Origin of the sequence: Mesorhizobium sp. M4A.F.Ca.ET.050.02.1.1 (assembly GCF_003997725.1) — a bacterium.
Lineage (GTDB): Bacteria > Pseudomonadota > Alphaproteobacteria > Rhizobiales > Rhizobiaceae > Mesorhizobium.
Window position 1 is genome coordinate 1 of the sequence record NZ_RZSG01000099.1, and the last position, 12,183, is coordinate 12,183.

12 protein-coding genes and 2 pseudogenes are annotated in these 12,183 nt (G+C 64.2%); 7 read left to right on the plus strand and 7 right to left on the minus strand.

The features are described from left to right. The 3 genes and pseudogenes from EOA33_RS09995 to EOA33_RS10005 all read left to right on the plus strand — a co-directional run. Positions 1-268 (plus strand): NAD(P)H-dependent oxidoreductase (locus tag EOA33_RS09995; RefSeq protein ID WP_190234243.1); only part of this gene is annotated, 268 nt, incomplete at its 5' end. 168 nt (positions 269-436) lie between these two features. Further along, positions 437-1,819: a 3' terminal RNA ribose 2'-O-methyltransferase Hen1 gene (locus EOA33_RS10000; RefSeq protein WP_126058797.1), complete on the plus strand. Its 1,383-nt coding sequence runs from the start codon at positions 437-439 to the stop codon at positions 1,817-1,819. Positions 1,820-1,866: 47 nt separating this feature from the next. Then, positions 1,867-4,391 (plus strand): annotated as a pseudogene (locus EOA33_RS10005) (polynucleotide kinase-phosphatase). A gap of 11 nt (positions 4,392-4,402) precedes the next feature. Here EOA33_RS10005 and EOA33_RS10010 read toward each other — a convergent pair. Together EOA33_RS10010 and EOA33_RS10015 are read right to left on the minus strand one after the other, a co-directional pair. Further along, the gene (locus EOA33_RS10010; protein WP_126058796.1) at positions 4,403-4,696 is read right to left on the minus strand and encodes an HlyU family transcriptional regulator; all 294 of its coding nucleotides are present in this window, start codon (positions 4,694-4,696) and stop codon (positions 4,403-4,405) included. Positions 4,697-4,763: 67 nt separating this feature from the next. Further along, positions 4,764-5,405: a TetR/AcrR family transcriptional regulator gene (locus EOA33_RS10015; RefSeq protein WP_126058795.1), complete on the minus strand. Its 642-nt coding sequence runs from the start codon at positions 5,403-5,405 to the stop codon at positions 4,764-4,766. 162 nt (positions 5,406-5,567) lie between these two features. Here EOA33_RS10015 and EOA33_RS40375 point away from each other — a divergent pair, with 162 nt between their 5' ends. From EOA33_RS40375 to EOA33_RS10025, 3 genes are read left to right on the plus strand one after another with little or no spacing between them, the layout of a single operon-like run. Then, entirely contained in the window at positions 5,568-5,717 is a 150-nt protein-coding gene (locus EOA33_RS40375; RefSeq protein ID WP_245455419.1) for a hypothetical protein, read from the plus strand. Beyond that, positions 5,663-6,244, plus strand: coding sequence for a PspA/IM30 family protein (locus tag EOA33_RS10020; protein ID WP_245482290.1), 582 nt, complete (start codon positions 5,663-5,665; stop codon positions 6,242-6,244). Before EOA33_RS40375 ends, EOA33_RS10020 begins: the two co-directional genes overlap by 55 nt. Positions 6,245-6,283: 39 nt before the next feature. Further along, the gene (locus EOA33_RS10025) at positions 6,284-6,544 is read left to right on the plus strand and encodes a YiaA/YiaB family inner membrane protein (protein WP_126058794.1); all 261 of its coding nucleotides are present in this window, start codon (positions 6,284-6,286) and stop codon (positions 6,542-6,544) included. Between the two features lie 92 nt (positions 6,545-6,636). On the opposite strand, the gene EOA33_RS10030 is transcribed toward EOA33_RS10025, so the two are convergent. Then, positions 6,637-7,305, minus strand: coding sequence for a PadR family transcriptional regulator (locus EOA33_RS10030; RefSeq protein ID WP_126058793.1), 669 nt, complete (start codon positions 7,303-7,305; stop codon positions 6,637-6,639). A gap of 270 nt (positions 7,306-7,575) precedes the next feature. Between EOA33_RS10030 and EOA33_RS10035 the strand changes: the two genes are divergently transcribed. Beyond that, positions 7,576-7,833 (plus strand): DUF2798 domain-containing protein, encoded by a 258-nt coding sequence (locus tag EOA33_RS10035; RefSeq protein ID WP_126058792.1) that lies wholly within the window; start codon positions 7,576-7,578, stop codon positions 7,831-7,833. A 52-nt stretch (positions 7,834-7,885) separates the two neighbouring features. Here the strand turns inward: EOA33_RS10035 and EOA33_RS10040 are convergent, their stop codons facing one another. From EOA33_RS10040 to EOA33_RS10055, 4 genes and pseudogenes are all read right to left on the minus strand, one after another. Further along, the gene (locus tag EOA33_RS10040; RefSeq protein WP_126058791.1) at positions 7,886-8,266 is read right to left on the minus strand and encodes a DCC1-like thiol-disulfide oxidoreductase family protein; all 381 of its coding nucleotides are present in this window, start codon (positions 8,264-8,266) and stop codon (positions 7,886-7,888) included. Between the two features lie 182 nt (positions 8,267-8,448). Next, on the minus strand, positions 8,449-8,742 hold the full coding sequence (locus EOA33_RS10045) for a GYD domain-containing protein (protein ID WP_126058790.1): 294 nt from the start codon (positions 8,740-8,742) through the stop codon (positions 8,449-8,451). 217 nt (positions 8,743-8,959) lie between these two features. Then, positions 8,960-10,990, minus strand: a complete 2,031-nt coding sequence (rpoD, locus tag EOA33_RS10050; protein ID WP_126058789.1) for an RNA polymerase sigma factor RpoD — start codon at positions 10,988-10,990, stop codon at positions 8,960-8,962. 366 nt (positions 10,991-11,356) lie between these two features. Next, positions 11,357-12,183: pseudogene (locus EOA33_RS10055) on the minus strand (DNA primase); the annotation flags it as partial.

Here is a 12,183-nt window from a genome sequence, read left to right on the forward strand (position 1 = left end):
GAAGGGTCTCGTCAACGGCAAGAAGGTCTATATCGTGCTCGCTTCCGGCGGCATCTATTCCGAGGGCGCGGCCGTGCAGATGGATCACGCCATCCCCTATCTGCGTGGCGTGCTCGGCTTCCTCGGCATGACCGATGTCGACGTCATCCGCATCGAAGGCGTCGGCATGGGCCCGGACGCCGTTGATGCCGCGATCGCCAAGGCGTCTGCCAAGGTCAACGCGGTGGTGGCCGGAACCGCCGGCAAGCAGGTTGCGGCAGCGGCGTAACGCACGACGCCATCCCGACCGAAGCAAAAAGGCAGGCGCCAGCGCGGCGCCTGCCTTTTTTGCCCGTGGTGCCTGCTCATTCGGCCAGGGCATTGCGCCCAGTCCAGATTCAGTAGATAGCCGTGCAACGCCATTGGTTATTCTGCCGGTCTGCGCTATCGGTCGCTGATGTTCCTGTCCGTTGCTACAACACATGGTCCGGCCACAGACCTCGGTTTCTTGCTGCACAAGCATCCCGATCGTCTGCACGAGACTGAGCTCGCTTTCGGAAAGGCGTGGTTGTTCTATCCCGAGGCAACCGAGGAGCGTTGCGAGGCCGCACTTCTCCTCGATGTCGACCCGATCGGGCTCGTACGGGGCAAGGGCCAGGCGGAAGGCCTGCTGGACCAGTATGTAAACGACAGGCCATATGCGGCATCGTCCTTCCTGTCGGTGGCGCTCAACAAAATGCTGCGGACCGCGATGACCGGCATTTCAAAGGAGCGCCAGGAACTGGCCGAAAGTGCGCTGCCGCTGGAGGCCGTGGTGACACCGCTGCCGATGCATGCGGGCGAGGCTCTGGTTCGAGACCTGTTCGAGCCCTTGGGGTGGACCGTCGATCTGACGCCGATCGAGAATGTCGGGCATCGGGCAGGCAAATGGCGATACGGTCATCTCAAGCTGACCGGGACAGGCCGGCTGAGCGGCTTGCTGAACCACCTCTATGTCCTGATCCCTGTGTTGGACGACGCAAAGCACTACTGGGTCGGCGAGGCCGAGATCGACAAGCTGCTGTCAAAGGGTGAAGGCTGGCTGGAAAACCATCCCGCCAAAGACCTGATCGTGCGCCGCTATCTGCGCAATCGCGGTGCGTTGGCCCGCATCGCCCTGGAGCGGCTCGCTCCCGAGACGGCCGACGAGGCACTGCCCCCCGAAGTCAGGGACGCGCCCGAGGAAGCGCTGGAGGTGCCTATTCGGCTGAACGACCTGCGCATGGACGCGGTGGTCGATGCCATTCGGGCGACCGGCGGAACCGTCATCGCCGATCTGGGATGCGGCGAAGGCAAGCTGCTCTATCGCCTCGTGCGCGAGCGATGGGTCCACAAGCTGTTCGGGCTCGACCCCGCAGTGCGCGAACTGGAATGGGCTGCGAAGCGTCTCAAGCTGAACGAGTTCGGTGGACCGCCCGAAGGTCGGGTCACGCTGTTGCATGGATCGCTGACATACCGAGACGGCCGCTGGGCCGAGGCCGACGTCGCCGTGCTGGTCGAGGTCATCGAGCACCTCGACCAAGACAGGCTGCCCTTGATCGAACGCATCGTTTTTGGCGAGACGGCGCCAAAATCCGTGATCGTCACCACTCCGAATGCGGAGTACAACGCACTGTTTCCGAACCTGGCCCCGGGCAACTTCCGCCACCCGGACCATCGCTTCGAATGGAGCCGGGCGCAGTTCGAAGCCTGGGCTGACAAAATCGGTAAGATCTATGGCTATGCCGCCGCCTTCAGCGGTATCGGGGCTGTTGACGCCGTCCTGGGCGCGCCCACGCAAATGGCGGTGTTCACGCGGTGAGAGAGCCCGACAAGACCGACCTCGCCCTTCCCGATTTCTCGCTGGTGGTGCTGATCGGCTCGACCGGATCGGGCAAATCGAGCTTTGCCGCCAAGCACTTCCTGCCGACCGAAGTCATCTCCTCGGATCGCTGCCGCGCGCTTGTGTCCGACGACGAGACCAATCAGGACGTTTCGGCGGACGCCTTCGAGTTGATGCGCGAGATCGTTGGCAAACGACTCAAGCATCGCAAGCTGGCAGTTGTCGACGCCACCAACGTGCGCGCAGCCGACCGCAAGGCGTGGATCGAATTGGCGCGCAAGTGGCATGCTCTACCAGTCGCCGTCGTCATCGATCCAGGCGTCGACGTCTGCATCGCGCGCAATGCAGCGCGACCTGACCGACAATTCGGCGCCGGTGTGGCCCAACGCATGACGACCGAGATCCGCAAGGGTCTTGGCGGCCTGCAACGCGAGGGCTTCCGCCAGGTCTGGAAGCTTGGCAGCGAGGCCAGCGTCGATGCCGCCAAGGTCTCGCGCCAACCGCTGTGGACCGACAAGCGGGACGACTCCGGTCCGTTCGACATCATTGGCGACATCCACGGCTGCGCCGACGAACTTCAGACCCTGCTTGGCCAACTCGGCTACAGCGTCGCCTGGTCCGAGGATCGCGGCGACCGAACGGTCGTCGTCACCCCGCCGGAGGGACGCAAGGCCGTCTTTGTCGGAGATATCGTCGATCGCGGTCCCAACTCGCCCGACGCGCTGCGCATCGTCATGGGCATGGTGGCGGCCGGCACTGCCTACTGTGTCCAGGGCAATCACGAACGCAAGCTCGGCCGCTGGCTGGAAGGCCGCAAGGTCACGGTCGCCCACGGCCTGCAGCAAACCATCGACCAGTTGGATGCTCAGGATCGCGGCCTCCGAGAGGCTCTGCCGGCTTTCCTTGACGGTCTGCGCAGCCACGTCTGGCTGGACGGTGGACGCCTGGCGGTTGCCCACGCCGGCCTCAAGGAAGAGATGATCGGACGTGGTTCGGGCGCCGTGCGCGAATTCGCCCTTTATGGCGAGACCACGGGCGAGATCGATGAATTCGGCCTGCCCGTCCGCGCCGACTGGGCCACAGCCTATCGCGGCAAGACGGCCGTGATCTACGGGCATACGCCGATGCTGTCGGCGGAATGGCTCAACAACACCCTGTGCATCGACACCGGCTGCGTTTTCGGCGGCAAGCTGACGGCCTTGCGCTGGCCGGAGCGCGAACTTGTCGAGGTGCCGGCAATCCAGGTCTGGTCCGAACCGATACGTCCTTTGGGTGGATCCGATCCCGGCAAATCGGCCCAGGCCGACGCCGACGGCGTGCTCGACTATCAGGACGTCTCGGGTCGCCGCTGGATCGAGACCGAACTAAGGGGCCGGATCGTCGTGGCCGAAGAGAACGCGGCGGCGGCACTGGAAGTGATGAGCCGCTTCGCGCTGGCGCCGCAATGGCTGGTGTATCTGCCGCCAACGATGTCGCCGTCCGAGACCAGCAACCAAAGCGACTGGCTCGAGCGCCCAGAGGAAGCCTTCGCTCATTTTCGCGAACGTGGCGTCGCTCAGGTCGTGTGCGAGGAAAAGCATATGGGTTCGCGAGCCGTCATCGCGTTGTGCCGGAACGCAAGGGCGGCGCGCGAGCGCTTCGGTGTGTCAGGAAACGAGACCGGCGCGATCTGGACCCGGACGGGGCGCTCCTTTTTCAAGGATCCGCCACGACGGAAGGCCTGCTCGCCCGTCTTCGCGCGAGCGTCGATGCGGCGGACCTGTGGAACGAACTGAGCAGTGACTGGCTGCTGCTGGACGCCGAGATAATGCCCTGGTCGGCCAAAGCCGGCAGCCTGATCGAAAGCCAGTATGCGCCGGTGGCGACCTCCTCGGCCGCCGGCTTCCAGGCGAGCCGCGAGGCGTTGGCCCGGGCATTGGCGCGCGGCGTCGATGCCGCCGGCCTGAATGCCCGGTTCGATGACCGGGCCGCGCGCGCGACCAAATACGCCACCGCCTGGGCACCCTACGTATGGCCGGTCACTGGCATCGACGACCTGAAGGTCGCGCCGTTCCACCTACTCGCCAGCGAAGGACATGTCTGGTTCGACAAGGACCACGTCTGGCACATGACGCTTGCGGCCCGTCTGACTGCCGACGATGGCGTGGTGACCGGCACGCGGTGGCGTACGCTCGATCTGGCCGACGCCAATGCGTGCGCGGAAACGATCGCTTGGTGGGAGGCGCTGACCGGTTCGGGCGGGGAAGGCATGGTCGTCAAGCCGCGCGACTTCGTGAGCCGCGGCAAAAAGGGGCTGATCCAGCCGGCGTTGAAGGTGCGCGGCCGGGAGTATCTGCGCATCATCTACGGCCCCGAATACGATGCGCAGGATAACCTCGTTCGCCTGCGGGAACGTGGGCTGGGCGGCAAGCGCAGTCTGGCGCACAGGGAGTTCGCTCTCGGTCACGAGGCGCTGAAGCGGTTTGTGGCACAGGAACCGCTGCGGCGGGTACACGAGTGTGTGTTCGGCGTGCTGGCACTGGAAAGCGAGCCGATCGACCCAAGGCTGTAGCAATGATAGTCCTAGCCGAAGATTCGCTCGCCCTGCTCGTCGACCAGTTGGATGCCTTTCTTGATCGAGATGTCGACGGCATCGTCCAGGCCGGCGAAACGGTCGGCGCGGATGAAACGGTGTTCCTTCGTCACGCCGTCGATTTCCTTCGAGACCACGCCGCAGGTCTGGTACTGGCCGTCGGCCTTGTAGGGCGTGGCGCTGATCAGGAAACCCTTGTGCTCGACCTGCTTTGCCGGCGCCGCGTTCTTGGGTTCGCCCGCATCGCCGCCGCCACCGCCGAAAAGCTTTTTCAGAAAAGACATGGTTCAAATCTCCACTTTCACCTCGGCGCAAAATGCCTGCGCCGGTTCTCATTATCGCATTTAGGCGTCACGACGGTGCCGCGCCAGCATGATCCAATGTCCCGCCCCGTTCCAGCCCCTTGATGAAGACGGCGACCAGGAGCTCGATCTGCTCCCAAGTCTCGTCCGCCTGGCGCCCGGCGGAATTCGCGGCATAGCCGCTGGTGACGATGCCATGCACGCTTGACCACAAGGTGCGGGCGGCGATCCGCAGGCGGTTTTCGTCGAGGCCGAAGCGGCCGTCGGCGAGCACCCTGGCGATGATCTGCAGCAGTTCGCTGAGCCGCGCCTCATAGGCGTCCGGCTCCGCATGCGCCGGCTGGCGGCGGTTGAAGGCAAGCAAGGCCGGCCAGCTCGCCGGATGCGCCTCCACGAAGCCGGCATAGGCGCGCGCCAGCGCCAGCAGGCATTGCCGCGTGTCGGTCACCCCCGCCTTTTTGAGTTCGGCCATCGCTGCGGCGCCGGCTTCACCCAGCCGATCGAGCAGCCGCATGTTCACGGCGCGATGCAGGTCGTCGATATCCCGGAACAGATTGTATATGGAACCGACCGCGATGCCGGCCTCGGTGGCGATGGTCCTGGCCTTCAGGTTCTCCGCCCCGCCGGCTTCGATCAGATTCTCCGCGATGGCGATGACGCGCTCGCTCATCTCTTCCTTGTCCAGTGCCAAACCTTGTCTCCGCATCATCTCCGCCGCCTCTCGGGCGCGGCAACGGATGCCGGTTTACCATAATCCATTCTGCATGAACAGCGTTCAAAAAACATCTTGAACAATGTTCATCTTCTGCTACATTCCTTTTGTGAACAACGTTCATAAAGGGAGAACGAACAAATGCTCAGTCTTATCAGGACATTGCTGGACGGCGCCGGCGCCAAGGCCGAGGACCGGCTGAAGGACCAGTTCGCCGTCGACCTCTCGCCCAGCACATCCGCGATGCCGAAGCCGGCCTCGCCTGCGCCAAGCAGACGCTCGCCTCGCTGATCGTGCGTCAGCGCGCCGAACAGGCCAGCCTCGACCAACTCGACCGCCGCATCGCCGATCTGGAGACGCGCACCCGCAGCGCCCTTGCCGCGGGAGCCGAGGCCCTCGCCCACGATGGCGCTTCCGCCATCGCCGAACTGGAGAACGAACGCGAGGGCCGCCGCACCACCGTGCGCAGCCTGACCGAGAATACCTTGCGCATGCGCCTGTCGCTGGAACAGGCGCACCGACGCATCGTCGACCTCAACCAGGGCATGATCTCGGCGCGCGCCATCGACGCCGAGCAGAAGGCGCAGCGACGCCTCAACCGTTCCATCGGCCGGACGGCCAGCCTCAACGAGGCAGAGGCGCTGCTCGCCCGCATCCGGGAGCGCGGCGACCCGTTCGAGGAAGCCAGCATCCTCGACGAGATCGATGCCGGCCTCAGCCAGGAAGCCATCCGCGGCAAGCTGGAGGAGGCAGGCCACGGCCCCTCGACCAAGGTCCGGGCACAGGACGTGCTCGAGCGCCTGAAATCCACGCACTGATCCACGAAACCTACCTCACCAACCAAAGGGACAACGACAATGAACGCCAATCAGACCTACATCATGTTCAACACCATCTCGGTCGGCATCGCCTATTTCATGCTTGGCCTGTCGCTGTGGCTCGCTCCGGTCGACCTGTCGACCAAGGGCTATTGGGGCATGGGCGTGCTCTTGCTCACCGGCAGCCTGGTCAACCTCGTCAAATACCGCACCGACGAGCGCGTCGCCGCCGAGACGACTGCCAAGATCGAAAAGGCGCGCAACGAAAAGCTGATCAGCGAATATGTCGGCAAGGAATGACCGCCGGCAGGCACGTCCCAGATACGTGCGGCTCCAGCAACGAAAAAAGCCCGGATCTTCCGGGCTTTTTTTTGCGTGGGTTGCTGGCGGCTTCAGCGGCGCGACAGCGCTTCAAGCGCCGCGGCGGCATCTTCCAGGATGCTCATCGCCTGCGCCTGCTTGTCTTCCGGCGCATCGACGATTTCGCTGAGCGCCGCGCGCAGCCGGTGGCGCACGGCACGGAACGCATCGCGCTTTTCGTGGCGCCCGCGATGCCGGCCGCCCTCCTCGCCGTCGTCGTTCCAGCCGAACCAGTCGCGCGCCTTGGCCATCTTGCGGCCGAAGCGTTCGAGATGGTCGAGCACGTGGTCGATCATCTCGCGGTTCTCGTCGAGATGCGCCTGTCCGGCCTCGGTGATCGAGAACACCTTCTTGTTGCCCTCCGCCGAGGAGATGGCATAGCCCGCCTCTTCCAGGAAGGTCAGCGTCGGATAGACCACGCCCGGGCTTGGGCTGTAGATGCCGCTGGTGCGCTCCTCCAGCGCCTTGATGATGTCGTAGCCGTGGCGCGGCGCCTCGGCCAGCAGCGACAGCGTGATCAGCTTGAGATCGCCGTCGGCCAGCATGCGCCCGGCGCGGAACATGTCGCCCGGGCCGCCGCGGCCGCCGCCGCGCATGCCCGCCCCGAACGGACCGAAACCGCCGCCGCGACCGCCGAACTTGCCGGCCATATGCAGGAAAGCGCGCTCGGCGCGCTCGCCGAAAGGATGATGTCTGTGCATGGATTGCTCCTTGAGTTATGTCTTACGATATATCTCAATTAGGCCCGCCGTTTCCTCGAGTCAAGATATATCTTACGATGTATCTGAAAATGGCGCCAGCGGGATTGATTTCGCAAAAGCTCGCCGCTAAAAGGCGCGCGAGGGTCGACGACCGCTCCGTAAGCGTCTGACGTCAAACAACGCATCCATCCCCGGTCGTTCCGGGCAATTGCGCCGCAAGCGGCCAACGGATGCCTATGCGCTCGACCGGACACCTCAGGGAAAATCCCAATGACCACGACCCGCAAGCGCGGCAGATTGCCCGCGCGCTATGCCGCTGTTCTCACTCCGCTGGTGCTGTCGCTGTTGATGACCTTCATCGTCTCGTTCATCTCGACGCTGAAGAGCCTTGGGCTTCAGCCGGGCCTGCCGGCCGTCTGGCTGACGGCCTGGGGCCTCTCCTGGCTGGTGGCGTTTCCGACGCTGCTCATGGTTCTGCCGGTGGTGCGCCGCATCGTCGGCTGGCTGTGCGACCCCGCCTCCAGATAGACGGCAAGGCCCGGACCGGATCCGGGCCTCCCCTCATCGGCGAGCCCTTCGTCTACCAGCGGCCCTTGCGCCGGTTCCAGACGTAGAGAAGATCGGCGAAGCGATCGTAGGCAAGACGTGTCAGCGGCAGGAGGACGGGGTTGCCGAGCAGCGCCGCCAGCCAGCCCTCGCCCGGCGTTCTCCGCCACACCGCGATCGCGACGTCGGCGCCGACCAGCAGCCTGCCCTCCGCGTCGGTGGCATGCAGGCGGCGGCGGATATCCTCCAGCGAGGCGCCGTATCCGGCAAGCGCCGACGGCTCGAGATTGATGTCACGGAACTTGATCCGGCCCGCCTTGACCGCCTCGACCAGTCGCCGCTTCTGCCTGCTGATGCCGGCATCGCAGACCGGGCAGCGCGTGTTGTACCAGACGGTGAGCGATGGCTTGGACATGTCGAGGCGCGACCTCCCGCACGATCCGGCAATGCCCCAGTGCATGTCGCCCAAAAGTGCGCAGCGGTTTTGGGACATCGACATGCATAAGACAACAGCCTAAGCCGCGCCGTGTGAACCGCTCGGGCACGCCGCGCTTGAACATGCGGTGAGGACTAGCCCGGATTCACCCGGGCCGCGATTCATCCCAGTGAGGTAATGATCTCGCGATAGGCGAATTCCGGGAATGCCTTCAGGGTTCGCGTCCTTACACTGCCGCCCACCGCCAGCATCAGCGCGAAGCGCGCGAGCACCGCATCGTCCGGCGCCTCGACGACGGCCACCATGTCGCATTCGCCCATGGTCAGGTAGAACGCCTTGAACGATCCACCCATGTCGCCCAGCTGCTTCTTGGCGGCGTCGAGCCGCTTCGGTGACTCGCGCACATTTCTGGCACCCTGCTCGGTCCAGTTGAGCAGCATGATGTAAGTCGTCATGGCACACCTCCTCCGGCGCCACGGAGCACGGCGTTAAGGTCGCGGACCTTCCACCGGGGCGGGCATCCGGTTTGTCGCCCGGAAAACGCATCCGACGTGGAAATTATCCGCCTGAAAGACCGAGGCGGCAAGAGCCTGCCGCTGGGCCGCCATCGTCCATGTCTCCACGAAAAAAGGGCGCCAAAGGCGCCCTTTCGAAGATATGTCCAAGCCGGTATCAGCTATCCAGGAAGCTCCGCAGTTTTCTGCTCCGGCTCGGGTGCTTGAGCTTGCGCAGCGCCTTGGCTTCGATCTGGCGGATGCGCTCGCGGGTGACCGAGAACTGCTGGCCGACCTCTTCCAGCGTGTGGTCGGTGTTCATGCCGATGCCGAAGCGCATGCGCAGCACACGTTCCTCGCGCGGCGTCAGCGAGGCGAGCACGCGGGTCGTCGTCTCGCGCAGATTGGCCTGGATCGCCGCATCGATCGGCAGGATCGCCATCTTGTCCTCGATGAAGTCGCCGAGATGCGAATCCTCCTCGTCGCCCACGGGCGTTTCGAGCGAGATCGGCTCCTTGGCGATCTTCAGCACCTTGCGCACCTTTTCCAGCGGCATGGCGAGCTTCTCGGCCAGTTCCTCCGGCGTCGGCTCGCGGCCGATCTCGTGCAGCATCTGGCGCGAGGTGCGCACGATCTTGTTGATCGTCTCGATCATGTGCACCGGAATGCGAATGGTGCGCGCCTGGTCGGCGATCGAGCGGGTGATGGCCTGCCGGATCCACCATGTCGCGTAGGTCGAGAACTTGTAGCCGCGGCGGTATTCGAACTTATCGACCGCCTTCATCAGGCCGATATTGCCTTCCTGGATCAGGTCGAGGAACTGCAGGCCGCGGTTGGTGTATTTCTTGGCGATGGAGATGACGAGGCGAAGGTTCGCCTCGACCATTTCCTTCTTGGCGATGGCGGCTTCCCGCTCACCCTTCTGCACCTGGTTGACGATCTTGCGGAATTCCAAGATCGAGATCGCCGTTTCGGTGGCGAGGTTCTGGATCTCGGCGCGCAGGTCCTTGATCGCGTCCTTCTCGTTCTTGGTGAATTCCTTCCAGCCGCGCGAGGTCAGGTTGGCGATCGAGCGCGTCCAGTTCGGGTCGAGCTCGGAGCCCTGGTACTCCTTGAGGAATTCCTCGCGGCGCACGCCATAGCTCTCGGCGAGCCTCAGCAGCTTGCCTTCGTTCTGCACCAGCCGCTTGTTGATGTCGTAGAGCTGCTCGACGAGCGCCTCGATGCGCGCCGTGTTGAGCGACAGCGACTTCACCGCCTTGATCAGCTGGTCCTTCAACTCCTTCAGCCGGCGGTCCTGGCTTGGCGACAGCGTGCCGGCGGCGGCCAGTCTGTTCTCGACCTGCTGGTCCTGCAGCTTGCGGAGCTTCTTGTAGGTGTCGGCGATGACGTCGAGCGTCTCCATCACCTGCGGACGCAGTTCCGCTTCCATCGCCGCCAGCGACAGGCTCGCCTCGTCCTCGTCGTCCTCGTCCTCTTCCAGCCCGCGGGTGTCGGCGCCGACATTGGTGATGTCGTCCTCTTCTTCGCGCGCGGCGGCGCGGCCGCGCGGCTTTTCCTCGGCCTTGGGGGCTTCCTCGATCCGCTCGACCACCGGCGCCTGCTTGGCTTCCGGCCCGGCATAGGTGGCTTCCAGGTCGATGATCTCGCGCAGCAGGATCTTCGATTCGTTGAGCTCGTCGCGCCAGATGATGATGGCCTGGAAGGTCAGCGGGCTTTCGCACAGGCCCGCGATCATCGTCTCGCGGCCGGCCTCGATGCGCTTGGCGATGGCGATTTCGCCCTCGCGCGACAGAAGCTCGACCGAGCCCATCTCGCGCAGATACATCCGCACCGGATCGTCGGTGCGATCGGTCGGCTCCTTCTTGGTGGTCGTGGTGGCGACCGCCGTGCCGGTCTGCTCGGCGAGCTCATTGGCATCTTCCTCGGCGTCGGCGCCAGAGTCGCCGCCTTCGGGTTCCTCGCCCTGCTCGTCGTCCTCGACGACGTTGATGCCCATGTCGGAAAGCATCGCCATCGTGTCCTCGATCTGCTCGGAGGTCACTTCCTCCGAAGGCAGCACCGAGTTCAGCTCGTCCATCGTGACGTAGCCGCGCTTCTTGGCGGCCTTGATCATCTTCTTGACAGCATCATCGGAAAGGTCGAGCAGAGGGCCATCAGTGGCGCCTTCACGTTCGGTCTCGACCTCTTCCTTTTCCTTTGTCGCCATTCTTTGTCGTCTCCAAGCGGCTTTCTAGCGAAGCCGCGTAAGCTGCAGTGCCGGTCAAATCGGATGCGCTCGCACCAGAACGCTCTTCACCGGGCCAGTAACCGCATCTCTCGTTAAGTCCAGATTAACCCTGATATCTGTGGCAGGCCTTTTGCCCGTCCAGTGACCAGTACCCGGCATCGCTCAATTTTCCCGTCGACGCCTGGCACGGGTTAATATTTCGAATCGTCCTGATTCCGCCATTCTGCCAGAAGGTCAAGCGCCTCTCGCATGATTCGCATGAAAAAAGCGAATCAATTACCCGACTTAGAGGCGTCGATTCGACGCGGGGACATTTCCATTTCGCTCCCTGGACGAGGTTGGACCCTATACGCGTCCAACCCTGCCCGAGGACACGCCGAACCCTTCGATCAGCGCTTCCGTTGCCTGCACATCGTTGAATTGCGCCTGAATCTCGACCAGATGCCGGAAATTTTCGTCCGATGGATCCGCGTCGAGCGCTGCCTGCGCCTGTTTCAGTTCTCTATGTAAGGTGCGCGCGCTGCGCTGCAAGTGCAGCGCCTGGTTGAAGGCATCGCGGGCATCCTCGAGCGCGGCGGTCTCCAGCGCCGGCCATTGCCTGGCGCGCTTGATCAGCGCCACCGCGCGCTCCCAAACCTCGCCGCAGCCAGCACGCTCGATCGTCGCGATCACGGCGCCGCGATCATTGGCCATGTCATGCGCCATGGCATCGAGGATGGCGGCATGCAGCCGCCTCAGATCGCTGTTGGCAAGGTCGAGGAATTCGACGTGAGCGAAATTCTCGTCGATCAGCGCCGGATGGTTGATCAGCGCCACGATGATCGTCGCCTCGCGCACCGACATGCCCTCGCCGCGCTTGACCAGCGCCGACTGGCCGAGGCTCTCGGTGATCGCGATGCGGCCGCCGCCACCCTTGGCGAATTGTCCGCCGGGTGCCGCAGCCTTGCCCTGGCCGCGCTCGCCCGGTCGACCGCCATCATGACGGCCCTGCCGCGGGCCGCGCTGCGAGCCGAAGAAGCTCAGCACCCTCTCGCGCATCTCCTGTTGATAGTGATAGCGCAGGCTCTCGTCGCGGATGCGACTGGTCAACTCGCGCAACGTCTTTTCGAGTTCCGCCCGCCGCTCGGGGGTGTCAAAGACGCCGCCCGCCGTCTCGCGCATCCATAAAAGGT

Bases quoted from the DNA above. Each gene is read 5' to 3' on its own strand.
- EOA33_RS10000 (WP_126058797.1), top strand. From the start codon at position 437: ATGTTCCTGTCCGTTGCTACAACACATGGTCCGGCCACAGACCTCGGT.
- EOA33_RS10010 (WP_126058796.1), bottom strand. From the start codon at position 4,696: ATGTCTTTTCTGAAAAAGCTTTTCGGCGGTGGCGGCGGCGATGCGGGC.
- EOA33_RS40375 (WP_245455419.1), top strand. From the start codon at position 5,568: ATGCTCAGTCTTATCAGGACATTGCTGGACGGCGCCGGCGCCAAGGCC.
- EOA33_RS10025 (WP_126058794.1), top strand. From the start codon at position 6,284: ATGAACGCCAATCAGACCTACATCATGTTCAACACCATCTCGGTCGGC.
- EOA33_RS10030 (WP_126058793.1), bottom strand. From the start codon at position 7,305: ATGCACAGACATCATCCTTTCGGCGAGCGCGCCGAGCGCGCTTTCCTG.
- EOA33_RS10035 (WP_126058792.1), top strand. From the start codon at position 7,576: ATGACCACGACCCGCAAGCGCGGCAGATTGCCCGCGCGCTATGCCGCT.
- EOA33_RS10040 (WP_126058791.1), bottom strand. From the start codon at position 8,266: ATGTCCAAGCCATCGCTCACCGTCTGGTACAACACGCGCTGCCCGGTC.
- EOA33_RS10045 (WP_126058790.1), bottom strand. From the start codon at position 8,742: ATGACGACTTACATCATGCTGCTCAACTGGACCGAGCAGGGTGCCAGA.
- rpoD (WP_126058789.1), bottom strand. From the start codon at position 10,990: ATGGCGACAAAGGAAAAGGAAGAGGTCGAGACCGAACGTGAAGGCGCC.